This is a genomic window from Streptomyces sp. EDA2-14 (assembly GCF_054963755.1).
The window spans coordinates 75,446-99,674 of record NZ_JBUEGE010000005.1 but is presented as its reverse complement, the minus strand read 5'-3'; the positions used below and the strand labels follow the sequence as shown (position 1 = coordinate 99,674).

The 24,229-nt window shown below is 71.7% G+C and carries 22 protein-coding genes and 1 pseudogene; 19 read left to right on the top strand and 4 right to left on the bottom strand.

Features of this window, described 5'->3' with window-relative positions; translation table 11 throughout:
• The first annotated feature begins 12 nt into the window (after positions 1-12).
• Positions 13-774 carry a glutathione S-transferase C-terminal domain-containing protein gene (locus ACY34M_RS15975; RefSeq protein WP_462717113.1) on the top strand — a complete coding sequence of 254 codons (762 nt, stop codon included), beginning with the start codon at positions 13-15 and terminating at the stop codon, positions 772-774.
• A 10-nt stretch (positions 775-784) separates the two neighbouring features.
• On the opposite strand, the gene ACY34M_RS15970 is transcribed toward ACY34M_RS15975, so the two are convergent.
• Complete coding sequence (locus ACY34M_RS15970) at positions 785-1,969, bottom strand: PucR family transcriptional regulator (protein ID WP_462717114.1); 1,185 nt, start codon at positions 1,967-1,969, stop codon at positions 785-787.
• Between the two features lie 124 nt (positions 1,970-2,093).
• Here ACY34M_RS15970 and ureA point away from each other — a divergent pair, with 124 nt between their 5' ends.
• The 5 genes from ureA to ACY34M_RS15945 are packed head-to-tail and all read left to right on the top strand — an operon-like array spanning position 2,094 to position 7,628.
• Positions 2,094-2,693, top strand: a complete 600-nt coding sequence (gene ureA / locus ACY34M_RS15965) for an urease subunit gamma (RefSeq protein ID WP_462717115.1) — start codon at positions 2,094-2,096, stop codon at positions 2,691-2,693.
• Entirely contained in the window at positions 2,690-4,375 is a 1,686-nt protein-coding gene (locus ACY34M_RS15960) for an urease subunit alpha (RefSeq protein ID WP_462717116.1), read from the top strand. Before ureA ends, ACY34M_RS15960 begins: the two co-directional genes overlap by 4 nt.
• Before the next feature lie 36 nt (positions 4,376-4,411).
• On the top strand, positions 4,412-4,615 hold the full coding sequence (locus tag ACY34M_RS15955) for a hypothetical protein (RefSeq protein WP_462717117.1): 204 nt from the start codon (positions 4,412-4,414) through the stop codon (positions 4,613-4,615).
• Positions 4,612-5,946, top strand: coding sequence for an MFS transporter (locus ACY34M_RS15950; protein ID WP_462717118.1), 1,335 nt, complete (start codon positions 4,612-4,614; stop codon positions 5,944-5,946). Before ACY34M_RS15955 ends, ACY34M_RS15950 begins: the two co-directional genes overlap by 4 nt.
• Positions 5,943-7,628, top strand: a complete 1,686-nt coding sequence (locus ACY34M_RS15945) for a thiamine pyrophosphate-dependent enzyme (protein WP_462717119.1) — start codon at positions 5,943-5,945, stop codon at positions 7,626-7,628. The genes ACY34M_RS15950 and ACY34M_RS15945 overlap by 4 nt, the downstream gene beginning before the upstream one ends.
• A gap of 3 nt (positions 7,629-7,631) precedes the next feature.
• On the opposite strand, the gene ACY34M_RS15940 is transcribed toward ACY34M_RS15945, so the two are convergent.
• Positions 7,632-8,036, bottom strand: coding sequence for a GNAT family N-acetyltransferase (locus ACY34M_RS15940; RefSeq protein ID WP_462717120.1), 405 nt, complete (start codon positions 8,034-8,036; stop codon positions 7,632-7,634).
• A 152-nt stretch (positions 8,037-8,188) separates the two neighbouring features.
• Between ACY34M_RS15940 and ACY34M_RS15935 the strand changes: the two genes are divergently transcribed.
• The 4 genes and pseudogenes from ACY34M_RS15935 (at position 8,189) to ACY34M_RS15920 (ending at position 13,450) form a co-directional block, all read left to right on the top strand.
• Complete coding sequence (locus ACY34M_RS15935) at positions 8,189-8,779, top strand: TetR/AcrR family transcriptional regulator (protein WP_462717121.1); 591 nt, start codon at positions 8,189-8,191, stop codon at positions 8,777-8,779.
• A 113-nt stretch (positions 8,780-8,892) separates the two neighbouring features.
• A pseudogene (locus tag ACY34M_RS15930) lies at positions 8,893-11,181 on the top strand (MMPL family transporter); the annotation flags it as partial.
• A gap of 42 nt (positions 11,182-11,223) precedes the next feature.
• Positions 11,224-12,036, top strand: a complete 813-nt coding sequence (locus tag ACY34M_RS15925; protein ID WP_462717210.1) for an MSCRAMM family protein — start codon at positions 11,224-11,226, stop codon at positions 12,034-12,036.
• A 184-nt stretch (positions 12,037-12,220) separates the two neighbouring features.
• Positions 12,221-13,450 carry an MFS transporter gene (locus ACY34M_RS15920; protein ID WP_462717122.1) on the top strand — a complete coding sequence of 410 codons (1,230 nt, stop codon included), beginning with the start codon at positions 12,221-12,223 and terminating at the stop codon, positions 13,448-13,450.
• A gap of 42 nt (positions 13,451-13,492) precedes the next feature.
• On the opposite strand, the gene ACY34M_RS15915 is transcribed toward ACY34M_RS15920, so the two are convergent.
• A complete protein-coding gene (locus ACY34M_RS15915) occupies positions 13,493-14,422 on the bottom strand; it encodes an aldo/keto reductase (RefSeq protein WP_462717123.1) in 930 nt (309 codons plus the stop codon).
• A 22-nt stretch (positions 14,423-14,444) separates the two neighbouring features.
• Positions 14,445-14,954, bottom strand: a complete 510-nt coding sequence (locus ACY34M_RS15910; RefSeq protein ID WP_462717124.1) for a cupin domain-containing protein — start codon at positions 14,952-14,954, stop codon at positions 14,445-14,447.
• A 138-nt stretch (positions 14,955-15,092) separates the two neighbouring features.
• On the opposite strand from ACY34M_RS15910, the gene ACY34M_RS15905 reads away from it, so the two are divergent.
• The 9 genes from ACY34M_RS15905 (at position 15,093) to ACY34M_RS15865 (ending at position 24,226) form a co-directional block, all read left to right on the top strand.
• The gene (locus ACY34M_RS15905; RefSeq protein ID WP_462717125.1) at positions 15,093-15,551 is read left to right on the top strand and encodes an RrF2 family transcriptional regulator; all 459 of its coding nucleotides are present in this window, start codon (positions 15,093-15,095) and stop codon (positions 15,549-15,551) included.
• Entirely contained in the window at positions 15,548-16,483 is a 936-nt protein-coding gene (locus ACY34M_RS15900) for a DsbA family oxidoreductase (RefSeq protein WP_462717126.1), read from the top strand. The genes ACY34M_RS15905 and ACY34M_RS15900 overlap by 4 nt, the downstream gene beginning before the upstream one ends.
• Before the next feature lie 436 nt (positions 16,484-16,919).
• Positions 16,920-18,446: an ABC transporter substrate-binding protein gene (locus ACY34M_RS15895; RefSeq protein ID WP_462717127.1), complete on the top strand. Its 1,527-nt coding sequence runs from the start codon at positions 16,920-16,922 to the stop codon at positions 18,444-18,446.
• Between the two features lie 5 nt (positions 18,447-18,451).
• Positions 18,452-19,441 (top strand): ABC transporter permease, encoded by a 990-nt coding sequence (locus ACY34M_RS15890; protein ID WP_462717128.1) that lies wholly within the window; start codon positions 18,452-18,454, stop codon positions 19,439-19,441.
• A gap of 6 nt (positions 19,442-19,447) precedes the next feature.
• Positions 19,448-20,335 (top strand): ABC transporter permease, encoded by an 888-nt coding sequence (locus tag ACY34M_RS15885; protein WP_462717129.1) that lies wholly within the window; start codon positions 19,448-19,450, stop codon positions 20,333-20,335.
• Positions 20,332-21,222, top strand: a complete 891-nt coding sequence (locus ACY34M_RS15880; protein ID WP_462717130.1) for an ABC transporter ATP-binding protein — start codon at positions 20,332-20,334, stop codon at positions 21,220-21,222. Before ACY34M_RS15885 ends, ACY34M_RS15880 begins: the two co-directional genes overlap by 4 nt.
• The gene (locus ACY34M_RS15875) at positions 21,219-22,067 is read left to right on the top strand and encodes an ABC transporter ATP-binding protein (protein ID WP_462717131.1); all 849 of its coding nucleotides are present in this window, start codon (positions 21,219-21,221) and stop codon (positions 22,065-22,067) included. Before ACY34M_RS15880 ends, ACY34M_RS15875 begins: the two co-directional genes overlap by 4 nt.
• A gap of 36 nt (positions 22,068-22,103) precedes the next feature.
• On the top strand, positions 22,104-23,453 hold the full coding sequence (locus ACY34M_RS15870; protein ID WP_462717132.1) for an LLM class flavin-dependent oxidoreductase: 1,350 nt from the start codon (positions 22,104-22,106) through the stop codon (positions 23,451-23,453).
• The gene (locus ACY34M_RS15865) at positions 23,450-24,226 is read left to right on the top strand and encodes an alpha/beta hydrolase (RefSeq protein ID WP_462717133.1); all 777 of its coding nucleotides are present in this window, start codon (positions 23,450-23,452) and stop codon (positions 24,224-24,226) included. The genes ACY34M_RS15870 and ACY34M_RS15865 overlap by 4 nt, the downstream gene beginning before the upstream one ends.
• The last annotated feature ends 3 nt before the right edge of the window (positions 24,227-24,229 follow it).

Here is a 24,229-nt window from a genome sequence, read left to right as displayed (position 1 = left end):
CCAGGGAGACGCATGTCCGCCCCAGCCCCCTCCGCCGTGCCGCCCTTCCGGAGCAGGATCGGCGGCGACGCCCGCAGCGGCTACTACGCCGCCCCGCACCGCTACCGCCTCCACCTGTCACCGTCCTGCCCGCATTGTCTCCAGATCGCCGTCACCCACAGCCTGCTCCGCCTCGACGACACCCTCCCGGTGACCCTGCTGCCCGCCGAACCCGACACACCCGACGGCGGGCACCGGGCACTGCTTCCCCTGTACGAGGCCACGTCCCACCAGCACCCCGGGCCGGCCGTGGCCCCCGTGCTCAGCGACGACTGGACCGGACGGATCGTCAGCACCCACCCCGCCGACATCCTGCGCGACCTGGCCCGGCACTTCGCGGGCCGCGGCCCCGACCTCAGCCCGCCCGGTGCCCGGGAGGCGATCGACGCGGTGGGCCGGCTCGGCGAGCAGGGCATCGTCGCGTCCGCCCGGCGCGCGGCGCAGCCCGGCGGCGACACCACCCTCGGCACCCTGCTGCACACGCTGGCCGTCCTGGAGCGGCGGCTCGTGGGCCGGGAGCACATCGTCGGCGACGCGCTCACCCTCGCCGACGTGCGGCTGTGGGCGGCGCTCGTGCAGCTGGACACCGTCCACCGCCACCACCTCGACGCCGAGACGGTCCGCCGCATCACCCGCCACCCCCGGCTGTGGCGGTACGCGCGACGCCTCGGCGCACACCCCGCCTTCGCCCCCCACCTCGACCGCTGGAATCGCGTCCCGCACCCGCAGGACTGACCCCCCGGCCTCACACCACCCGCAGCGCCACCGCCAGCAGTGCCGCGTCCGCCGGCCTGCGCAGATCGCGCCCGGTCAGCTCGTGGAACCGGTTGAACCGGTGCTGCACCGTGTTGCGGTGGCAGTACAGTGCCTCAGCCGTGTCCGCAATGGAACCGGACCCCGACAGATGGGTGCGGACCGTGTGCAGGAGACGGTCCGCCTCGCTGCGGGTGACGCCGGGGCCGCGCAGCGCGCCCAGCACGTCCGCGGCCAGGTCGCGGCCGAAGTCCCCGGCGCGGTGGGCGAGGACGTCCAGCCAGGAGTCTTCCAGGAGGCGCGGCGAGCGCGTGTCGGCGGGCAGCACCTGCGCCGTCGCCACCGCGAGCACCGTGGCGCGCGGCACGGCGGCGAGCCCCGCCGCGGGCGGCGCGATCCCGCACGGCGAGTCGTGCAGCTGGTCAAGCAGGTACGGGCGGGTGACGCGCGTACTGAGCTGCACCACCAGGACCGCGTCCCCGCCGACCATCTGCTGCTGCACCTGGGCCCCCGCCGCGCGCAGCGCCATCCCCGCACGGTGCAGGCCGGGACCGGCCGCCGCGGACGACGCCGCGCACAGGAACCGGCCGTCGTCCGCGAACCCCAGCGCGCGGCCCGCGTCCCGCACGACCGTGGGATGGCGGCCCTCGGTCTCCAGGAGCCGCGCGAACCACATCCGCCGCTCGTCGTCCTCGCGTCGCCCCATCTCCAGGACCGTGCGCTGATACGCCGTCATGATCCCGGTGACGTGCCGCTCCACCGCCTCCCACACGTGGTACGCCGAGCCCGCCAGATCGGCCATGTCCTGCGGGCCCGCCCGGTTCACGAGCGCCTGCCACACCACCCGGAAGTCCAGGCGCGCCGCCTCCAGGAGCGCGTCCAGCGGGACGCCCTGCCGGGCCCGCTCCTCGCCCACCCGCCGTGAGACGTCCGCGACGTGCGGCGGCACCGGCAGCCGCGCCACCGAGCGCAGCAGCAGCTCGAAGGCCTGCCAGGCCGAATCGCGGAACTGGCCGTCCGGCACCTGCGTCGCGTACGAGGTGCGCACCGGGCCGACCATTTCCAGCCACTCGCCGATCAGGTCGTCCACGGTGTCCAGGCACTGCCCGGCGAGTTCGGCGATGCGCGGCGAGGTCGGGGGAAGTCCGGGGCGGCCCCGGCCTGCGGAATTGTGCATGTGACCAATTCTCGGTGGTGCGATGGCGATGTTTCAACGTTGGTTCGGTGCCCGATGCCAAGGATCCTGGTGCGGTCCCTGGGCGGAGCGTCCGGGGCCCGCCGAGCAGGAGGGCCAGCCGACCGTGCACTTGACCCCTCGTGAACAGGAACGGCTCCAGCTGTTCACCGTCGCGGAACTCGCGCGCAGACGCCGCGCGCGGGGCCGCCGTCTGAGCGCCCCCGAATCGATCGCCCTGATCTGCGACGAGATCCTGGAGGCCGCCTGGGACGGGCTGAGCCTCGACGAGGTGATCGAGGCGGCGGGCCGGGTCCTCACCGTCGACGACGTCCTCGAAGGCGTCGCCGACATCGTGACGACCGTGCAGGTGGAGGCGCTGTTCCCGAGCGGTACGTCGCTGGTGGCCGTCGACCGGCCGATCGGACCCGCCGGCCCGGAGGGGCCGGGCGCGGTACGGACCGCCGACGCCCCCGTCGAGATCAACGTGGGACGCCCGCGCACCGGCCTCACCATCCGCAACACCGGCGACCGCGTCGTCTACGTTTCCTCGCACTACCCCCTGCACGAGGCCAACCAGGCCCTCGAACTCGACCGCGAGGCCGCCCGCGGGCTGCGGCTCGACATCGCCGCCGGCACCGCCCTCGCCTTCGAACCCGGCGAGACGCGCGATGTCGTCGTCATCCCCGCCCGCCACAAGGCCCGTACGACCGAGGAGCGCGCATGACCAGCCTCGACCGCCGCACGTACCACGCCCTGTACGGGCCCACGACCGGCGACCGGATCCGCCTCGGCGACACCTGCCTGTGGGTGGAGGTCGAGGCCGACGACGGCACTCCGGGTGACGAACTCCTCGGCGGCTGCGGCAAGACCGTCCGTGACGGACTGCTCGCCTCGCCGCGCTCCGACCGGGACTCCGCGCTCGACATGGTGGTCGCCGGGGTCGTCCTGATGGACCCGGTGCTGGGTGTGCGCAAGACCGACATCGGCATCAAGGACGGCCGGATCGTCTCCGTCGGCGGCGTCGGCAACCCGGACGTCATGGACGTCGAGTACGCCATCGACTCGCACACCTCCGTCGTGCCGGGGGAGGGGCTCATCGCCACGCCGGGCGTCGTCGACAGCCACGTCCACCTGTCCTCGCCCGAGGTGGCGCCCGCCGCGCTGTCCGCCGGAGTCACCACGCTCGTCGGCATGGGACTCGGCGGCGTGTGGGAGATCGGCTGCAACCCGACGCACAACCTGCACACCCTGATGAGCGCCTGGCAGGACACCCCGCTCAACATCGCTTTCCTGGCCCGCGGTTCGTCCAGCTCGCGGGCGCTGCTCGACGAGATCACCCTCGCGGGCGCCGGCGGCTTCAAGATCCACGAGGACTTCGGGGCGACGCCGCGCATCATCGACACCTGCCTCGACACCGCCGAACAGGCCGACCTGCCGGTGGCGCTGCACACCGACTCCATGAACGAGTCGGGGTACTTGAGGGACACCCTCGGCGCCACCCGGGGCCGCACCGTGCACGCGTACCACGTGGAGGGCGGCGGCGGTCACCCCGATCTCCTGGAGATCCTCTCCGAGCCGAACATCCTGCCCTCGTCGACGACGCCCACCGTCCCGTACACCCCGAACACGGTCGGCGAGCTGTTCCCGATGACGATGACCGTGCACCGGCAGAACCATGCCTCCGCGAGCGATGTCGCGATCTCGAAGGGCCGGATCCGCGCGCACGCCATCGCCGCCGAGAACGCCCTGCACGACCTCGGCGCCATCTCCATCGTCAACTCCGACTCCATGGGCATGGGCCGGATCGCCGAGACCGTGCGCAGGACGTGGCAGCTCGCCCACGTCCAGGCGCTCGCGAACGGCGGCGGGGGAGTGGAACACCCCGACAACGCGCGCGTGCTGCGCTACCTCGCGAAGATCACCCTCAACCCGGCGCTCGCGCACGGCCTCGCCCACGAGGTCGGCACCGTGCAGTCCGGGCGGATGGCCGACCTGGTGCTGTGGGACCCGAAGTGGTTCGGCAGCAAGCCCGAGCTGGTCATCAAGTCGGGTTTCGTGGCGTGGGGCAACACGGGCTCGGGGTCCGGGTCGACCCGTCTGACCCAACCGCGCTCCTACAAGCCCTACTTCGGTTCGCTGGGCGCCGCGCCCGCCCGCCTCGCCAAGGTCTTCGTCGCCGAGGCCGCGCTCACCGACCGCGCCGCACGGGCCGCCCTGCCCAAGGGCCTCTCGTACGCCCCGATCCGTGACAGCCGCGGACTCACCCGCTCCGACATGCTGCACAACACGGCGACGCCACGGGTCGTGGTGCCACGTGAGCCCGCGCCGGTCCTCGTCGACGGGGTCGAGACCGGGACGCCGCCCGCCACCGAGGTGCCACTGGCGCAACTGCACCACTTCGCCTGAGGACTTTCGCCTGCGACCTGAGGGGGCTTCCGTCTCATGCAGCTCAATCTGCTGGTCCGCAACGCCCGCATCCGCCCCCTCGCCCCCGAACGACCCACCGCCACCACCCTCGGCGTCCTCGTCACCGTCATCGGCGGCGACCCCGCCCACGACCCGCACCACCTCACCCGCACACCCGCACGCTCCGGTCCCCCTTCCGCTCCGGCCGTCCAGGCCGCCCCTCCCCAGGAGACCCCGTGAGCACGACAACCAAGCCCCCGGTCAAGGACATCAGAAGGCTGCTGTTCGCCGCGTTCAGCGGCACCGCCCTTGAGTGGTACGACTACTTCCTCTACGGCACCGCCGCCGCGCTCGTCTTCAACAAGCTCTTCTTCACCGACCTCAACGCGGCGGCCGGCACCCTCGCCTCCTTCGGCACCTTCGCGGTCGGCTTCGTGGCCCGGCCCATCGGCGCCGCCCTGTTCGGGCACATCGGCGACCGCTACGGGCGCAAGGTGTCCCTGATCATCACCGTCGTCATGATGGGCGCCACCACCGGCTGCATCGGCCTCCTGCCCTCGTACGACACCATCGGCATCTGGGCACCCGCCCTGCTCACCGCGCTGCGTTTCCTCCAGGGCATCTCCGTCGGCGGCGAGTGGTCCGGGGCGATGCTGCTCACCCTGGAACACACCCCGAAGGAGAAGCACGGCAGCTACGCCTCCGTGCCGCAACTCGGCTCACCCGTCGGCACGTTGATGTCCAGCGGTGCCTTCGCCCTCGTCGGCATGCTGCCGGACGACGCCTTCTACTCCTGGGGCTGGCGCCTTCCGTTCCTCGCCGCGTTCCCGCTCCTCGGCTTCGCGCTCTACCTGCGCGTACGCATCGAGGAGTCCCCGGTCTTCCGCGCCATGCAGGACGACGCCGAGCGCAACGGTCTGCCGCCCGCGCCGCTCGTCGAGGCGTTCCGCCGCACCTGGGGCCGCATGATCGTCGGCATCGGCGCCGCGCTCCTCGGCGTCGGCGGCTTCTTCCTCATGACCACATTCATCATCAGCTACGGCACCGGTGAACTCGGCATCGACAAACAGACGATGCTCAACGCCACCGTCGTCGGCGCCGTCGTCGAGATCGTGGTCATCATCATCGGCGGACGCCTCGCCGACCGCATCGGCTCGTGGAAGGTGTGTGCCATCGGCGCCGCCGTCACCATGGTGGCCGCGTTCCCCGCCTTCTGGCTCGTCGACACCAAGCAGACCCCGCTGGTGTACCTCGGCGTCGCGCTCGGCATCGGCGCGCTGTCCATCCCGTACGGCCCGATCGGCGCGGTCGTCGCCTCCCTCTTCCCCGAGGAGTTCCGCTACAGCGCCGTCGCCATGTCGTACAACCTCGCCGGTGTCCTCGGCGGCTTCATCCCGCTCGTCGCGGCCTCGGTCACCGGCGCCGCGGGCGGCGCCTCGTGGGGCGCCGCGCTGCTCCTCGTCGGCGTGGCCGCCTGCACTGTCGCCGGGTCGGTGGCGGCCGGCACGGTGCTGCGCAGGCACGGCTCCCTTCCCTCCAGCGACACACTGAACGAAAAGGTTGCAGCATGACCGTGCACCCCCCTGCCCGCACCGGCGGCCAGGTCCTCGTCGACCAGCTCCGGGCGCACGACGTCGACACCGTCTACGGGGTGCCCGGCGAGAGCTACCTCGCCGTGCTCGACGCCCTGTACGACGCCCCGGTCCGTATGGTGGTGTGCCGCCACGAGGGCGGCGCCGGGTACATGGCGGAGGCGTCCGGCAAGCTCACCGGGCGCCCCGGCGTGTGCTTCACGACGCGGGGCCCCGGCGCCACCAACGCGCTGGTCGCCCTGCACACCGCCCACCAGGACGGCACCCCGCTGGTCCTGTTCATCGGCCTCGTCCCGCGCGACCACACCGACCGGCACTCCTTCCAGGAGCTGGACCTGCGGGGCACGTTCGGCACGAACGCCAAGCTCGTCGAGACCATCGACGATGCGGCCCGGATCCCCGAGTACGTGGCCCGCGCCTTCGCCGTCGCGCGCAGCGGACGGCCGGGGCCCGTGGTCCTCGGCCTTCCGGAGGACATGCTGACGGACGTCGTCGAGGTCCCCGACGCCAGGCCGCTGCCGGTACCGCAGGGCGGGGTGTCGAGTGATGAACTCGCGGCGCTGGAAGGGCTCTTGAGCGACGCCGAGCGGCCCATGGTGCTGCTCGGCGGCAGCCGCTGGACGGACGCGGCACGCGCCGACGTCCGCGCCTGGGCCGAGGCCTGGTCGCTGCCCGTCGCCGTCGACTTCCGCTGCCAGGACCTGCTGGACAACGAGGCGGACGGATACGTCGGGAACCTCGGCTACGGCCGGGCCAGGCCGCTCGCCGAGCGGATACGCGGGGCGGACCTGCTCATCAGCGTCGGCACCGCGCCCGGCGACGTGGCCACGGACGGCTTCCGACTGCTGCCGCACAACACTCCAGACGGGCCGGGACCGCGCCTGGTGCAGGTGCTCCCCGAGGCGCAGCCGCCGGGCGTCCTGCACCGGGCCGAACTCACCCTGCTCGCCGCGCCCGAGGCCTTCGGCACGGCGATCCGCACCCTGCGCCCCGCCACGCCCGTGCCCTGGGCGGAGCACACCAAGCAGGCCCGCTCCGCGCACCTCGCCAACCGCACCCCGGAGCCGGACGGCGACCCGCTCGACCTCGGCGCGGTCTTCGCCCACCTCGACGGGCGGCTCCCGGACGACACCATCGTCACGTTCGGCGCCGGGAACCACGCCATCTGGGCGCAGCGCTTCCTGACGTACCGCGACGGCATGCGCCAACTCGGCCCGCGCAACGGCTCGATGGGCTACGGCGTGCCCGCCGCGGTGTCCGCCGCCGTCGCGCACCCGGACCGGCGCGTCGTCTCCGTGGCGGGCGACGGCTGCTTCCTGATGAACGGCCAGGAACTCGCCACCGCCGTGGCCGAGGGCGCGGCCCCGCTGATCCTCGTCCTGGACAACTCCCAGTACGGCACGATCCGCGCACATCAGGAGCGCGAGTACCCGGGCCGGGTGAGCGGCACGGCCCTCGGCAATCCCGACTTCGCCGCGTACGCCCGGGCCTTCGGTGCCCACGGCGAGACCGTCACGACGACCGAGGAGTTCGCCCCGGCCCTGGAGCGCGCGCTGACCTGCGACCGCGCGGCGCTCATCCACCTGAAGGTGACGGAGGGGCGGCTGTCGCCCGGCGTCACCGTCGACTCGCTCCGGGAGAGGGGGCGCGCCAGGCTCTGAGCCTCACGGACGCAGATGGATCAGGCCCGCCTCGGTGGGCCTGAATCCGCACGCCTCGAAGTAGAAGTCGCGGAGCCCGGGCTCGAAGTCGACATGGAGCCACTCGCAGCCCGACTCCCGCGCGCGGGACGCCGCGAGCCGTACGACCGCCGTGCCGATGCCGCGGCGCTGATGCGAGCCCCGCGTCTTGGTGTCGATCAGGAAGGCGTGGTCGCCGCCGTCCCACGCCACGTTCACGAAGCCGACGAGGAGCCCGTCGCCGTCGCGGGCCGTCACCCAGCCGAGACTGTACTTCCGGACCTTGGCCCACCAGCCGGAGACGTCGTTCCCGCCGTGGGACCGGACGAGATCGACCATCTCCTCGTCGGAGACCGGGTCGCGCCATGTGTACGTGATCGCTCCGCTCATGGGGCCCCACCCTGGCACAGGGCACGCCCGACGTGACTCGGGCCACGTACGAAACGGTTTCGTTTCATATGGGAGGCGGGATAGTCTGCCGCCGTACGAAACAGTTTCGTTCGGCGCACCTGTGGCGCGTGAGGATGTGGGCGTGATGCTGCGTGCCTGAGACCGGCACCGTGCGGCGCGGACGCATGACGGCCGAGCGCCAGGCCGAGTTGTACGACGCCGTGCTCGGACTGCTGCGCGAGGTCGGCTACGACGCGCTGACCATGGACGCCGTCGCCGCCCGCACCCGGTCGAGCAAGGCCACGCTCTACCGCCAGTGGGGCGGAAAGGCCGCGCTCGTCGTCAAGGCGATGCGGCACCACAAACCGGTCCACATCGCCGAGATCGACACGGGCACCCTCCGGGGCGACCTGCACACCCTTGCCCGCCGGCACGACGACTGCTCGGTCGAGGAGTCGACGGCGCTGATGCGGGGACTCGCCATGGCGATGCACAGCGACCCGGATCTGCTGCGCGCGTTCCGCGAGCTGCTGATCGAGCCGGAACTGGAGGAGCTGGACCAGGTCCTCCAGAGAGCCGTCGGCCGGGGTGAGATCCGCGAGGACAACCCGGCGATGGACTACACGCTGCACTTGATGGTCGGCGCCATGGCCACCCGCGGCGTGATCGACGAACTGCCGCCCACCCAGGAGTACCTCATCTCATACATCGACGCAGTGGTCCTCCCCGCCCTCTGCGCCTGATCCCCCCCACCACCCCCTACAGACTCTCCCCGTTCCTGACGCCACCGCTCACCGTCGTCGGGCCGAAGTCCCCTGCCCAGCACCAATCACGACCTGACCGGGAGTACGCCCTCGTGGCACGTTTTCTCTACAAGATGGGCCGATTCGCCTTCCGGCGGCGGTACTTCGTCGCCCTGTTCTGGGTGGCGGTCCTCGCCGCGGTGGGAGTGGGCGCCTCCCAGGCCCCCACGGCCGCATCCTCCTCCTTCTCGATTCCGGGCACGGAGGCCCAGAAGGCCTTCGACCTGCTGGAAGAACGATTCCCCGGTGCCAGCGCCGACGGCGCCACCGCACGCGTCGTGTTCCAGGCACCGGACGGGGAGAAGATCACCTCCGCCGCCAACCAGGGCGTGGTGCGCGACACCGTCAAGGAACTCGGCGGCGGCTCCGAGGTCCAGAGCGCGACCGACCCGTTCCGGTCCAAGTCCGTCAGCCGCGACGGCACCATCGCGTACGCGCAGGTGTCGTACAAGGTCTCCGGCATGGAGCTGGAGGACTCCTCGCGCGACGCGCTGGAGGACGCCGCCCAGGACGCCCGTGACTCCGGACTCACCGTCGAGGTCGGCGGCGACGCGCTGCAGACCGTGCCCGAGACCGGCTCGACCGAGGTCATCGGTGTCGTCGTCGCCGCCGTCGTCCTCGTCATCACCCTCGGTTCGCTGATCGCGGCCGGACTGCCGCTGGTCTCCGCGCTGTTCGGCGTCGGCATCGGTGTCTCCGCCATCACCGTGCTCGCCAAGCCGCTCGACCTGGACTCCACGACGTCGACCCTCGCGATGATGATCGGCCTCGCCGTCGGCATCGACTACGCGCTGTTCATCGTCTCCCGGTACCGGGCCGAGCTGGCCGAGGGCCGAGAACGCGAAGAGGCCGCGGGGCGGGCCGCCGGTACCGCCGGGTCCGCCGTCGTCTTCGCCGGACTGACCGTCGTCATCGCCCTCGTCGGTCTTGCCGTCGTGAACATCCCGATGCTGGCGAAGATGGGCTTCGCGGCCGCAGGCACCGTCGTCATCGCCGTGCTCGTCGCGCTGACCCTGATCCCCGCCCTGCTCGGTATCGCCCGCGGGCGCGTGCGCCCCGCCGGAGCCAAGAGCGAGCGCAAGCAGCGCAAGGCGGAGAGCAAGGCGCAGGAGCAGGGCCACGTCCACGGCGAGCACGCCGAGCCCAAGCCCGCCATGGGCACCCGCTGGGCCCGCCTCGTCGTGAAGCACCCGGTCGCCGTGCTGCTGCTCGGTGTGCTCGCCCTCGGCGCCGCCGCCGTACCGGCCACGTCGCTCGAACTCGGCCTGCCCGACGACGGTTCGCAGCCCACCGACACCACGCAGCGCAAGGCCTACGACCTGCTGTCCGAGGGCTTCGGCCCCGGCTTCAACGGGCCGCTGATGGTCGTCGTCGACGCCAAGGGCAGCGACCGGCCGAAGTCCGCGGTCGCCGATGTCACCAAGACCGTCAAGGGACTCGACGACGTCGCCGTGGTGACCCCGCCGACGTTCAACAAGTCCGGCGACACCGCGATGCTCAACGTCGTCCCGAAGTCGAAGCCGACCTCCACGGACACCGAGGACCTGGTGCAGAACATCCGCGACGCGGGTGACGGCATCAAGGCCGACACCGGCGCCGAGCTGATGGTCACCGGCACCACCGCGATGAATATCGACGTGTCGCAGAAGCTCAACGACGCGCTGCTGCCCTATCTCGCGCTCGTCGTGGGTCTGGCCTTCCTGCTCCTGATCGTCGTGTTCCGGTCGATCCTGGTGCCGCTGAAGGCCGCGCTCGGCTTCCTCCTTTCGGTGCTCGCCGCGCTCGGCGCCGTCGTCGCCGTGTTCCAGTGGGGCTGGCTCGCCGACCTCATGGGCGTCGAGGAGACCGGGCCCGTGATGTCGATGATGCCGATCTTCATGGTGGGCGTCGTCTTCGGACTCGCGATGGACTACGAGGTCTTCCTCGTGACGCGGATGCGCGAGGCCTACGTCCACGGTGAGACGGCCAAGGAGGCCATCGTCACCGGGTTCCGGTACAGCGCCCGGGTGGTGACAGCGGCCGCCGTCATCATGATGGCCGTGTTCGCGGGCTTCATCGGCTCGACCGAATCCATGATCAAGATGATCGGCTTCGGGCTCGCCGTCGCCGTCTTCTTCGACGCGTTCATCGTGCGCATGGCGATCGTCCCCGCGGTCCTCGCGCTCATCGGGCGCGGCGCCTGGTGGCTGCCCAAGTGGCTCGACCGCGCGCTGCCCAACGTCGACGTCGAGGGCGAGGGCCTGCGCGAGCTCGACGAGGCCCGCGCGGCGCAGCCAGCCGACGAGGTGCCCGGCGGCGCCGTCCCGCACCCGACCGAGCCGGAGCGCGAACTCGTCACGGCCTCGGTCGGCGCGCAGGGCGCGGCCCAGCCGCAGAAGCACCTCGTGACCGCGTCCACCGCGGAGGCCGACGGAGCCCGCTCGTTCACCCCGAGCGGCAACGGCATCCTCGGCACCGTCCGCACCGGCGGCGGCGAGCCCGTCTCCCGCGCCGCGATGACGCTGATCTCGACCGGCGGCCGGCAGATCAGCCGCTCGGTCACCGACGGAGGCGGCTCCTACAGCCTCGACGTGCCGGGCGCGGGAACGTACGTGCTGATCGTGGCGGCCGACGGCCACCAGCCGCAGGCCTCGACGGTCACCGTGGACGGGGAGCTCCTCTCCCACGACATCGTGCTCACCGGCACCGGCGGCCTCGCCGGTCTGGTGCGCGAGGCGGGCGGCCGGCCGGTGCCCGAGGCGATGGTCGTGGTGACGGACGTCCGCGGCGAGGTCGTGGCCACCGCGCGCACCGGACTGCACGGCGACTTCGCCTGCGGCGGCCTGGTGAACGGCCTGTTCACGCTCGCCGTCAACGCACCGGGCTTCCGGCCCACGGCGCAGCAGGTGGAGACCGGCGCCCAGGGCGTCACGCAGGTCGAGATCGTCCTCGGCATCGGCAAGCGGGTGCAGGGCGTGGTGCGCGCGGGCACGGACGACGGTCCGCTGGCCGACGCGCGGGTCACGCTCGTGGACGCCGCGGGCAATGTGATCGCCACGACGACGACCGGGACGGACGGCGCGTACGCCTTCACCGACCTGGACGCCGGCGACTACTCGGTCATCGCCACGGGCTACCCGCCGGCCGCGCAGACGCTGCGGGTGGGGAGCACCGAGCCGGACGACATCGACATCAGGCTCCAGCACCCGGAGGCGTAGCCACCGCCTGAAGCCGTCTCAGGGGCGGCATCCGCCGGCAAGGTCGGCGGGTGCCGCCCCTACTGATGCGCAGTTCAGGAGTACGAGCCCGGCGGCTCCCCGAATGTGGGAGCGTGGCCAAGATCCCTGTTACCGATCGCCACGCGAGAATTCCGATCTCCACGCGAGAGAGAGCACGTCACCGATGGACCTGGACACCCGCCGCAGACGGACGGCACTGTTCCTCTTCTTCCTCATACCCGGCCTGTCGATGTCGTCCTGGGTTACGCGCACACCGGCCGTACGCGACCAGCTGGGCGCATCCACCGCGCAGATGGGCCTCATCCTCTTCGGGCTCTCGGTGGGCTCGATGCTCGGCATCCTGTGCTCCGGCACGCTCGTGTCCCGGTACGGCACCCGGCCCGTCATGGCCCTGGGGACCCTGCTGATCACCGTCAGCATGGCGGTCGTCGCCGTCGGCGCGATGCTCTCCGCCGCGCCCGTCGTCACCGCGGGACTGCTGCTCTTCGGCGCCGGAATGGGCGGCGGAGAGGTCGCCATCAACATCGACGGCGCCGAGGTGGAGCGCATCACCGCGCGCACGATCCTGCCGACGCTGCACGGATTCTTCAGCCTCGGCACCGTCGTGGGAGCCGCGATCGGCATCTGGTGCTCGGCGGCCGACGTGCCGGTGAAGTGGCACCTGATCGTCGTCGCCGTGGTCACCACGGCCATGTTCGGGTACGCGATCCGGGCCGTTCCGGCGGGCGTCGGCAAGGCCTCGGGCAGCTCGCGGACGGAGGACACCACCGACGGTGCGGCCAAGGCGAAGGTCTGGCGCGACCGGCAACTGCTGCTGCTCGGCGGCATCATCCTCGCCATGGCGCTCGCCGAGGGCGCCGCGAACGACTGGCTGCCACTGCTGATGGTCGACGGCCACGACATGGACCCGGCGCTCGGCTCGGCCGTCTACACCGGCTTCGCCGCCGCCATGACGATCGGCCGGTTCGTCGGCGGATTCTTCATCGGACGCCTCGGCCGGGGCCCCGTCGTTCGGGCCAGCGCCGTCTCGGCGACGATCGGCATCGCCCTCGTCGTCTTCTCGGACTCGGCGGCCCTCGCCAGCGCGGCCGTCTTCTTCTGGGGCCTGGGCGCCTCGCTCGGCTTCCCCGTCGCGCTCTCGGCGGCCGGTGACTCGGGCGAGAACCCGGCGGCCCGGGTGAGCCTGGTGGCGATGATCGGCTACGTGGCGTTCCTCGTCGGGCCGCCGTGTCTCGGCTTCCTGGGGGACCACTACGGGCTGCGGACGGCCATGGTGGTCGTGCTCGCGTTCACCACGCTGGCCGTCTTCCTGGCCCCGGCGGTGGGGCCGCGCTCGCCGGCGACGGTGGCGTCCCGGGCCGAGGGCGAGCGGTCGCACCAGCATTGCGAATGACCGAAGCGGCCCCGCCTCCCGAAGGAGGCGGGGCCGTGCCGGCTACGGCAGCGTGTGCCCGGCCGCGCGGAACAGGCGGTACCACTCCTCGCGGGTGAGCGGAATGTCCGAGCCCGCGGCCGACTCGGCGACCCGGCCCGGATTGGTGGTGCCGAGCACGACCTGCATGTCGGCCGGGTGCCGGGTGATCCACGCGACCGCGATGCCGGTCGGGGTCACCTCGTACGTGGCCGCCAACTCGTCGAGCGCGGTGTTCAGTTCGGCGAAGTTCTCGCGGTCGCCGATGAAGACGCCGTCGAAGAAGCCCTTCTGGAACGGCGACCACGCCTGCAGGGTCATCTTGTGCAGGCGCGAGTAGTCGAGCAGCCCGTTGTCACGGCTCACCGACTGGTCGAGCCCCGCCATGTTCGCGGCGATTCCCTGAGCGATCAACGGGGCGTGCGTGATGCTCAGTTGCACCTGGTTGGCGACGAGCGGCTGGCGCACCGCCGACTTCAGCAGCTCGACCTGGCCGGGCGTGTGGTTGGAGACACCGAAGTTCACGACCTTGCCCGCGGCGTGCAGCTCGTCGAAGGCCGCCGCGACCTCCTCCGGCTCCACCAGGGTGTCCGGGCGGTGCAGGAGAAGGACGTCGAGGTAGTCGGTGCGCAGCGCCGCGAGGGACTCGTCGACGGTGCGCAGGATGTGCTCGCGTGAGAAGTCGAAGAAGCCGGGTCGGATGCCGACCTTGCTCTGGATGACGATCGACTCGCGCTCCGCGGCGCTCAGCGTGACCGCCTGCCCGAAGCGCTCCTCGCAGGCATGCCGCGTGGGCCCGTAGATGTCGGCGTGGTCGAAGCTGTTGATCCCGGCGTCGCGGGCGCTGTCGAACAGGACGCGGATGTCCTTGTCGTCCATCTCGGCGATGCGCATCAGACCGAGGACGACGTTGGAGGACGGCGTCCTGGCACCGGGGAAAGAGATCGATTTCATGGTGCCATCCTCGCAGAGCCCGCTACGCGTCGTCCGCATCCGAAAGCGCGTACAGCTTCGGAAGGTTGACCACGATCGCCTCCTGCGTGCTGCGGGCGATGACGACCACGGCCTCGTCGGCGGGGTCGGGGTTCTCCTCGCGGTGCGGCACGAACGGCGGGACGAAGATGTAGTCGCCGGGGGAGGTGCGCAGCCTGACCTCCTCCTCGCCGTCCCCGGAGTCGTCGAGGAACACGAACTCGGGGTGCCCGCTCACCACGTAGATCGCGGTCTCGGACTCGCCGTGGTGGTGGTCGGAGGACGCGGTCGCCGGGGCGACATGGGTCTGGCCCATCCACAGCTTCTCGGACCCCACCGTGTTCCCGCTGACGGCCGCGAACCGTCGCATGCCGCCGCTCTGCGCGGTGTCACCGTCCAGACCGTCGGCGCGGATGTGGTGCAGCCGTGAACGCAGGGGAGTGGAAGAGGAGTTCGGGGCGTCGTGGAGATGGGGGTGGAAGCCCTCACCGGGTGTCGTCAACGGCTCGGTCATGAGGGGGAGGCTAGAGCGGCCACGGAAAAGATGTCAAGAGGTGTCCATTGCCTCTCACCTGCGGCAATGTTCCCGCAACAATCGAGGCGACGCTCCCGTGGACCTTGCCCCGCGAGCGTCGTCGGGCATCATGTGCCCATGCATATCTCCGCGAAGGCGGACTACGCCACGCGCGCGCTCCTCGAACTGGCCCGCGCCCCCGAACGACCGCTCACCTGCGAGGCCATCGCCGACGCCCAGGGAATCCCGTTCCGCTTCCTCAAGTCGGTGGTGGGCGAGCTGCGCAGGGCCGGGCTCGTGCGCAGCCAGCGCGGCTGCGTGGGCGGGTACTGGCTGGGTGTGCCGGCCGACGCGATCACGCTGCTCGATGTCACCCGCGCCGTCGACGGTGAGCTGATCACCTTGCGCGGCGAGCCGTTGTCCGGGCTCGGCTACTCCGGCGCCGCGCAGGGGCTGCCGGAGGTGTGGCGGCGGATCGAGGCGGACGCCGCCGCCGTGCTGGGCGGGGTGACGGTGGCCTCGCTGCTGGCCGAGGCCGAGGCCGCGCCGGAGGCCCGACCGGGGGCGGCGCCCGTCGCCGCCCGGGGCGCCGCATGAGCGCCGGGCCCGTGGCCTCCCCGCTCGAAGTCGTCGAGTACACCGACCCGCTGTGCCCCTGGGCCTGGGGCTCCGAGCCGACGTTCAGGATGCTGCGGCAGGCGCTGGAGGGGCGGGCCCGCTGGCGCCGGGTGTACTGCATCCTCTTCGACGACGACGATGACCCCGCTCCCGATCCCGCCGCGGAGACCGCCTGGTACGCCCGGTACATCGAGGAGGTCGGCGCACACACGCGAGCCCCCTACGCCGCCCGACTGAGCAGGGTCGCTGCGAGCTCCTGGCCCTCGTCCCTGGTGGCGAAGGCGGCGGAGGCCCAGGGCGAGGAGGTGGCCGCGCGGGCGCTGCGCCGCCTGCGCGAGACCGTTTTCGTCCTGGGGGAGCCCGCCGACACACTCGCCCTCGCCCTGGCCGCCGTACGCGACGTGCCCGGCCTCGACATGGGTCGCCTGCGCGGTGATGCCACGTCGGAAGCCGTGCGGGACAAGGTCCTCGCCGACCGCGCCGAGGCCCGGCGGCCGGTCCCGGACGTGCTCGCGCCGCCGCCCGGCGACTCTCCGCACCCCGGCACCGCCAAGGAGACGGACGACGGGGAGGGGCTGCGGTACGCCCTGCCCACGGTCCTGGTGCGCGGCGAATCGGGGCATCGAGTGGTGCCGGGCTGGCGGCCCTACCGCGAGTACGTCGCGGCCGTCGAGGAGTTGAGCCCCGGCGCGACGGCACCGGTGCGGGCACTGCCCGCCGACGCGGCGCTGCGCCGCCACCGCACCCTGACCGAGCCCGAGCGGACGGCCCTGGCGAGCGGACCGTGGCCGCCCCCGGAGGCGGTCCGTGTCGACACCGCGAACGGACCGCTGTGGCTCTCGCCGGACGAGGCCGAGGCGCACCCGGCGACACGCGCCGACAACAACTCGACACCTTCGGAAGGGCGTTGACCAGCGACGTCACGGCATCCCGCGTAATGAGACACCAATTGGTGTCCATTGACAGCCGGGGACCGGGCAGGTCAGGATGTGCAGCATGCTGACGACGCACCCCGGCGTGGTGTGCCGCTACGTGGACCTGCGGCGCACGTGCAGCGCGCTCTGTCGCTGACACCTTCCCTCTCCACGTAACTTCCCGCGTGCCTGAAACCTCCCCCTGGGGCCCTCTCGGCTCCCCGGACCCTTCGCGCGCTCTTTCCTGACGGCCGGCTCTTCGAGCCCCTCACCCGTCATGCCCTCTTCACCGTGTTCCGCCCCGCTCGTCGGTGTGCCCCGGCGCACCCCGCGCGGTGGCGACGCGTGCCTTGTCCTTCGCTCCTCCGCGCTGCCCTCGATGCGCGGGAGCCGTCGCAGAGAGACACACATGTCCCGACGCCCCATGCCCAGAATGCGCCGACGACCCCTCCGTGCCGCCGTCCCGGCCGCCGGGGCCGCCCTTCTCCTCGTCTCCACCCTCAGCGGATGCGGTGGCGACAGCGCCTCGGCGGCCGGCGGGGACGCCACCCTGAAGTGGACCTCCACCTACTTCCCGAGCCACTGGGACCCGGTGGTCGGCGGCAGCGGCGCCCAGTTCCGTGAACTCTCCATGGTCTACGCGTCGTTGACGCGCACCGACGAGAAGGGCGACGCGGTCCCCGACCTCGCCAAGAGCTGGGACTACAACAAGCGCGGTGATCAGATCACCTTCCATCTGCGCCCGGGACAGAAGTTCAGCGACGGCGAACCCGTCGACGGAGCCGCGGTCAAGGCGGCGATCGAGCGGGCCAAGAAGCAGAAGAACTCCGCCCTGTTCGGCGACCTCACGTCGATCGAATCGGTGCGCGCCAAGGGGCTCGACGCCATCGTCGACCTCAAGCAGGTCGACTACCAGATACCGCAGTTGCTCGGTCAGCGCGTCCTCCAGATAGCCAGCCCCAAGGCCGCCAAGTCGCCCGCGAAGCTCGACCAGCAACCCGTCGGCGCTGGACCGTTCACCGTCACCCAGCTCATCCCCGGCACCAAGGCCGTCCTGAAGAAGAACCCGGAGTACTGGGACGCCAAGAACATCCACATCGACCAGGTCGAGCTGACCTCGGCACCCGACGCCTCCACCGTCGTCTCCGGTCTGCAGACCGGCGTCTACAACTTCGCGGACATCGAGCCCAGCCAGGCCGACGCCGCGAAGAAGGCCGGACTCGACGTCTTCGTACAGCCCGGCTTCAACGCCTCCAACATCAGCCTGAACGTCAACAAGAAGCCCTTCGACAACGACAAGGTCGTCGACGCGGTCCGGCATGCGGTCAACCGTCAGGAGTTCGTCGACAAGCTGACGTTCGGCTACGGCGAGGAGACCGACCAGCCGTTCCCCAAGGGGTACGTGGCCTACGACCCGAAGTCGGCCAACGCCTACCCGTACGATCCCGCGAAGTCGAAGAAGCTGCTCTCCGAAGCCGGATACAAGGCGGGTGACATCAAGCTCGACCTCGTCATCCCCGAGGAGCAGCCCGAGGCCGAGATCGTGCAGTCGCAGCTCGCCGCGGTCGGCATCAAGGTCAACATCAAGATCGACAAGAACTGGGCGACATCGTTCTTCGCCAAGGACCTCACGTTCTCCCTGTACGCGACGACGGGCCGTGACGCGGCCGCACAGACCCTCACCGCGCACTTCGGCCCCGACGGACCGCTGAACCTCAGCACCCCGTACCAGCCGAAGGGCTTCGAGGACGCCGTCGCGAAGGTCCGCGAGACCCGCATCGACGACCCCGACTACCCGAAGGTCCTCCGGGCCGCGACCCGCGCCGGACTGCACAGCAAGGCGCTGGTCTTCACGTACTCCCAGCCGAACCTCATCGCGAAGAGCAAGAAGGTCTCCGGCCTCCCGAAGAACCCGGCCCACATCGACTGGACCGGCGTCACCATCAAGCCCGGGGTGTGAGCGGCATGCCTCTCACGCGCAACCGGACCGCGCACGTGCTCGGCCGGATCCTGGCCGTCGTCGGGCGCTCCGTCGCCATCTTCGTCCCCGTCTTCGTGGTGGCGACGTTCGTGACGTTCGCGCTGCGCTCCATGAGCGGGCTCAGCCCGGCCCGCATCCAGCTGGGGGAGAAGGCGACCCCGGAGGCCATCGCCCGTGTCGAGGCCCAGTGGGGACTCGACCGGCCCTTCCTCGCCCAGTACGGCGACTGGTTGGGCGGCATCCTGCACGGCCGGCTCGGCACCAGCTGGACCAGCGGCTCCGACATCTCCACCCTCATCGCGACCGGCCTCGGCGTCAGCCTGTCCGTGGCGGGCGCCGCCCTCGTCATCGGCGTGGTCCTGGGCTTCGTCCTCGGCACCGTCGCCGCGCTGCGCCGCACGACCTGGATCGACCGGGCCGTCACCGGCTTCGTCACCGTGATCTCGGTGATGCCCGCGTTCGTCGTCGGCATCGTCCTGGTCACCGTGTTCGCCGTCGGGCTCGGCTGGTTCCCCTCCGCCGGATACGTACCACTGGCCCAGGGCTTCGGGCCGTGGTCGCTGCACATCCTGCTGCCCGCGCTCGCGCTCAGCTGCGACGTCGTCGCCGACGTCGCACGCCAACTGCGCACCAGCCTGATCGCCGCCTCCCGCGAGAACTACGTCACCGGGGCCGTGGTCCGGGGCCTGAGCCCCCGGCGGATCTTCCTCGGACACGTCCTGCGCAATGCCCTCGGCCCGACGCTCGCCACCCTCGGCCTGAAGTTCCCCGCCCTCGTGGGAGCCTCCGTCGTCACCGAATGGATCTTCGGCCTCCAGGGCTTCGGCCGCTTCGCCAACGACGCCGCGCAGGCCGGCGACGTACCCGCCGTACAGGGAGTCCTCGTCGTGTCGATCGTCCTCGTCGTCGGCTTCAACCTGATCGTCAACCTGGTCCTGGCGCGCGTGACGCCGGCCGCCCAGCGGGGGGTGTGAGCCACCATGATCCGTCGCATCCTCGCCCGCGGCACGGGCCGCGTGGCCGTCGTCATCCTCTCCGTCGTCGCGCTCCTCGCGCTTCTCGGTCCGCTGCTCGCCCCGCAGAGCCCTCTCGCGACCAGCGGAGACACCCTCGCCGCCGCCTCCGGGGAGCACTGGCTCGGCACCGACTACCTCGGCCGTGACGTGCTCAGCCGACTCCTCGACGGCTCCCGCGTCAGCGTCCTCGGCTCGCTCGAAGTCGCCCTGACCGCGCTGGTCGTGGGGGCGATCCCCGGAATCCTGTCGGTGTACCTCGGCCGGGTCTTCGAGTGGCTGACGCTGCGCCTCGCCGACACCCTCGTCGCGCTGCCGTTCCTGCTGTTCGCCGTCGCGGTGATCGCCCTGCTCGGCAACGGCATCACACAGGCGATGCTCGTAACCGGTGTCCTGGTGTCACCGCTGTTCTACCGGGTGTCCCGCGCCGCCACGCTGGGGGTGGCCCGATCCCCGTACGTGGAGGCCGCGTTGATCTCCGGGGCGTCGATCGGCTGGATCGTCCGGCGCCATGTGTGGGCGAAGGTGCTGCCGCCGCTCGCGGTCGCGCTCGCGCAGACCATCGGCACCGGCTTCGTGATCGTGTCCAGCCTGACGTTCCTCGGCATCGGCGTCCAGCCGCCCGAACCCACCTGGGGCGGGCTGCTCGCCTCCGACCTCGGATACCTCGGCCAGCAGCCCTGGGCCCCGCTCCCGCCCGCCCTCCTGATCATGGCCACGGTCTGGGCCGCGAACCTGCTCGCCGACGCGATCCGTGACGTGTCGGACCCGGCCGCGATCGGCCGGACTCCCGCAGGCACCGGCGAGAACCGCCGCGCCGAGACCGCCACCGCCACCGCCGGAGGTACGACATGACGACAGCGCCCACCGACCTCGACCGCGAGCAGGACCGCCGCGACGACCTCCGGGCCGCGCCCGTGCTGTCCCTGCGCGACGTGCACATCGCTGACACGGCCACCGGCCGGGAGTTCGTGCACGGCGTCGGCTTCGACCTCAGGCCCGGCACGACCGTCGGCATCGTCGGCGAGTCCGGCAGCGGGAAGACCCTCACCTGCCGCGCGGCGCTCGGCATCCTGCCACCGCACTTCGGGATCACCCGCGGCCACGTCGAACTCGACGGCACCGACACCGCCGCCCTGACCGCGAAGCAGTGGACCCGGCTGCGCGGCACCACCATCGCCGCCGTCTTCCAGGACCCGGCCTCCTACCTCAACCCCTCCATCCGCGTCGGCGCACAGCTCGCCGAGGTACTCCGCGTGAAGAAGGGCCTGAACCGGCGCGAGGCGCGTGAGCGGGCCGTCGAACTGCTCCGCACCGTGCACCTGCGCGACCCGGAACTCAGCTACGGCCAGTACCCGCACGAACTCTCCGGCGGCATGCTGCAACGCGTCCTGATCGCCACCGCGATCGCCGCGGAGCCCCGCATCCTCATCGCCGACGAGGCCACGACGGCGCTCGACGTCACGGTCCAGGCGGAGATCCTCGACCTCCTGGCCGACCTGCGGGACCGCGAAGGCCTGGCCCTCGTGGTGGTCTCCCACGACCTCGCCGTGGTGGCCCAGCTGTGCGACGAGGTGCTGGTCATGAAGGAGGGCACCGTCGTCGAACAGGGCCCCACGAGCGAGGTACTGCGCACCCCGCGCCACGCCTACACCCGGCTGCTCATCGCCGAACACGAGCTGTACGGCCTGGAGCGGTTCCGCACGCAGGCGCCGGCCGATGCCGTCAAGGAGGACGCATGAGTGACAACGCCCCCACGGAATCAGCGGGTTCGGTCCTCGACATCGCCTCGCTCGACGTCCACTACGGCCCCCGACGGCGCCGCCGCCAGGCTCTGCACGGGGTCTCCCTCAGCGTCGCACCCGGTGAGACGCTCGGGCTCATCGGCGAGACCGGATCGGGCAAGTCCACGCTCGCCCGCGCCGTCCTCGGCCTCGTCCCCGCCACCTCCGGCACGATCACCGTCGGGGGAGCGGACGTCACCGCCCACAGCCGCCGCCAGTGGCGCGCCCTGCGCCGCCAAGGCCTCGTCCAGTACGTCTTCCAGGACCCGCTGCGCAGCCTCGACCCGGACCTGACCATCGAGGAGTCGCTGAGCGAGCCCCTGCGCGTCGGCGGCGTGCCGCGCGCGGAGGCGGCCGAGCGGATCCGCGCGTACCTGGAACGGGTGCGCCTGAGCGAGGAGCTGCTGGCCCGCCTGCCCGGTGAACTCTCCGGCGGACAGCGCCAACGCGTCGCCGTGGCACGGGCCTTGGTGACCCGGCCCCGCCTCGTCATCCTCGACGAGCCCGTCAGCGCCCTCGACTCCGCCAACCGCGTCCAGATCCTGGAGATCCTCAAGGAACTGCGCGCGGACGGCACGGCCCTGGTGTTCATCTCCCACGACCTCGGCTCCGTCGCCGGCGTCGCCGACCGCGTCGCCGTCCTCTACCGGGGCGAACTCGTCGAGGTCGGCGCGACCGACACCGTCGTCAACGAGCCACAACACCCGTACACCCGGCTCCTGCTCGGCTCCGCACCCACCCTGCACGGCGCCCCCGTCGACCGGAGTGAACGCGAGGCGCTGCGCGCCCTGCTGCCCGCCTGACGAGCCACACCACAGCATTCGAAGAGAGGCACACGCATGCCCCGCAAGAAGATCCACCTCGCGCTGCATCCCTACGGCGTCGGCGGCCCCGGCCAGCACGGTCTGTGGAAGGACCCGCGCGTCGCCAACAACGCCAGCATCGACATCAACTACTACATACGCCAGGCGCAGGCCGCCGAACACGCCCTGTTCGACGCCCTGTTCATCGTCGACAGCCAGTTCATCAACGCCACCTACCCCTCCCACTACCTCAACCGGCTCGAACCCCTCACCCTGCTCTCCGCCGTCGCCACGCACACCCGGCACCTCGGCCTCGTGGGCACGGCCAGCTCGACGTACAACTCCCCGTTCAACCTGGCCCGCCGCTTCGCCTCCCTCGACCACATCAGCGGCGGCCGGGCCGGCTGGAACGTCGTCACCAGCTTCGACACCGGCACCTCCCGCAACTACGGCTTCGAGGAACACCTCGACTACGCCACCCGCTACGGCAGGGCCCTGGAGTTCGTCGAGGTCGCCCGCGGACTGTGGGACTCGTACGAGGACGACGCGTTCCCCGCCGACGTCGAGGGCAATGTGTTCCTCGACCCGGCCAAGCTGCACGAACTGAACCACGTGGGCGAGCACTTCAGGGTCGCCGGTCCGCTCAATCTGTCGCGCTCCCCGCAGGGCCAGCCGGTGATCTTCCAGGCCGGTGTCTCCGAGGAGGGCCGCGACCTGGCGGCCCGCGTCGCCGAGGGCATCTACGCACCCGGCGCCTCCCTCCAGCAGGCCCGGGAGTACTACGCCGACATCAAGCGCCGCACCGCCGCGCACGGCCGCGACCCCGAGCACATCAAGATCTTCATCCACGGCGGCCCGGTCGTCGCCGCCACCGACGAGGCGGCCCGCCGCCGCGAGCGCGAGATCTTCGAGGAGGACAACGACTTCGACCGCCACCTCGCCCTGCTCGGCCGCTCCTTCGGCGCCTACGACTTCAGCGTCCACGACCTCGACGCGCCCTTCCCCGACGTCGCCCACCTCGCCGAGAAGGGCGGCAGGACCGGCGCCGCGAAGATCATCGAACGCGCGCGGACCGAGAACCTGACCCTGCGCCAGGTCGCACAGTCGCTCGCCGAGTTCCGCCGCTCGCCGTTCGTCGGCGCACCGGAAACCGTCGCCGACCGGATCGAGGAGTGGTTCGACGCCGGCACCTTCGACGGCATCAACCTCGCCTTCCGCACCGAGGAGGAACTGGAGCTCTTCGTCGACGGAGTCGTCCCGATCCTCCAAAAGCGCGACCTGTTCCGCACCGCGTACGAGGCCGACACCCTGCGCGGCCACCTCGGCCTGCCGATCCCGGCCAACCGACACACCACCGAGACCGCCCTCTTGGGAGCCCAGCGATGACCCAGCAGTACACCGACCACCTCGCCCCCGAGGGCCTGTTGACCCGCGGCACCGTCATCGTGGTGCCCGGACGCGGCGAGACCCGCGCGGTCTACGAGCGGTTCGGCAGGCGGCTCGCCGCGGACGCCTACCGCGTACGCGTCGTGGACACCCCCGACCTGAGCGGCGACGACCTCGACGCCACCCTGGACGCCCTCGACGCGCGGCTCGCCGAGGCGGCCGAGGGCACGGCGTCCGGACCCGGCGGCGCCGTGGCCTCCCCGCTGGTCCTGGTGGGCGCCGACAGCGGCGCCGCGGCGCTCGCGGCCCTCGTCGCGGAACCGGCCCGGGCGCGCCGGCTGCGCGCGGACGGCGTGGTCCTCGCGGGACTCCCGGGCAGCGCGGCCGCCACCACCGAGGCATGGGACGACGAACTCGACGTCCGCACCGCCTGCCCCACCCACCGTGGTGTCCTCACCGACGACACCCGCGTACGCCGCGGAGCGCTGAACGCCCCCGTCCCGGAACCGGTACTCGAAGCGGCCCACGACAGCGCCACGGACCTCCCGCAGCTGCTCCTGGTCGGCGACGCCGATCCACTGGCGGACCGCGACGCCCTCGCGCTCACCGCGCAGAAGCTGGCCTCCGCGCGCCTGGCCGTCGTCCACGGCGCCCACCACGACGTACTCAACGACAAGCAGCACCGCTCGGTGGCCGCGGAGGTCGTGACGTTCCTCGAAGCACTGCGCGAAGTCCTGACCCCCGCGGTCACGGTCGTGTCGAGCGCGTGGTGACCG

Excerpts from the sequence above, each read along its gene's own strand:
- ACY34M_RS15975 (WP_462717113.1), top strand. The coding sequence starts at position 13 with ATGTCCGCCCCAGCCCCCTCCGCCGTGCCGCCCTTCCGGAGCAGGATC.
- ACY34M_RS15970 (WP_462717114.1), bottom strand. The coding sequence starts at position 1,969 with ATGCACAATTCCGCAGGCCGGGGCCGCCCCGGACTTCCCCCGACCTCG.
- ACY34M_RS15960 (WP_462717116.1), top strand. The coding sequence starts at position 2,690 with ATGACCAGCCTCGACCGCCGCACGTACCACGCCCTGTACGGGCCCACG.
- ACY34M_RS15955 (WP_462717117.1), top strand. The coding sequence starts at position 4,412 with ATGCAGCTCAATCTGCTGGTCCGCAACGCCCGCATCCGCCCCCTCGCC.
- ACY34M_RS15945 (WP_462717119.1), top strand. The coding sequence starts at position 5,943 with ATGACCGTGCACCCCCCTGCCCGCACCGGCGGCCAGGTCCTCGTCGAC.
- ACY34M_RS15940 (WP_462717120.1), bottom strand. The coding sequence starts at position 8,036 with ATGAGCGGAGCGATCACGTACACATGGCGCGACCCGGTCTCCGACGAG.
- ACY34M_RS15920 (WP_462717122.1), top strand. The coding sequence starts at position 12,221 with ATGGACCTGGACACCCGCCGCAGACGGACGGCACTGTTCCTCTTCTTC.
- ACY34M_RS15915 (WP_462717123.1), bottom strand. The coding sequence starts at position 14,422 with ATGAAATCGATCTCTTTCCCCGGTGCCAGGACGCCGTCCTCCAACGTC.
- ACY34M_RS15910 (WP_462717124.1), bottom strand. The coding sequence starts at position 14,954 with ATGACCGAGCCGTTGACGACACCCGGTGAGGGCTTCCACCCCCATCTC.
- ACY34M_RS15905 (WP_462717125.1), top strand. The coding sequence starts at position 15,093 with ATGCATATCTCCGCGAAGGCGGACTACGCCACGCGCGCGCTCCTCGAA.
- ACY34M_RS15900 (WP_462717126.1), top strand. The coding sequence starts at position 15,548 with ATGAGCGCCGGGCCCGTGGCCTCCCCGCTCGAAGTCGTCGAGTACACC.
- ACY34M_RS15895 (WP_462717127.1), top strand. The coding sequence starts at position 16,920 with ATGCGCCGACGACCCCTCCGTGCCGCCGTCCCGGCCGCCGGGGCCGCC.
- ACY34M_RS15890 (WP_462717128.1), top strand. The coding sequence starts at position 18,452 with ATGCCTCTCACGCGCAACCGGACCGCGCACGTGCTCGGCCGGATCCTG.
- ACY34M_RS15885 (WP_462717129.1), top strand. The coding sequence starts at position 19,448 with ATGATCCGTCGCATCCTCGCCCGCGGCACGGGCCGCGTGGCCGTCGTC.
- ACY34M_RS15880 (WP_462717130.1), top strand. The coding sequence starts at position 20,332 with ATGACGACAGCGCCCACCGACCTCGACCGCGAGCAGGACCGCCGCGAC.
- ACY34M_RS15875 (WP_462717131.1), top strand. The coding sequence starts at position 21,219 with ATGAGTGACAACGCCCCCACGGAATCAGCGGGTTCGGTCCTCGACATC.
- ACY34M_RS15870 (WP_462717132.1), top strand. The coding sequence starts at position 22,104 with ATGCCCCGCAAGAAGATCCACCTCGCGCTGCATCCCTACGGCGTCGGC.
- ACY34M_RS15865 (WP_462717133.1), top strand. The coding sequence starts at position 23,450 with ATGACCCAGCAGTACACCGACCACCTCGCCCCCGAGGGCCTGTTGACC.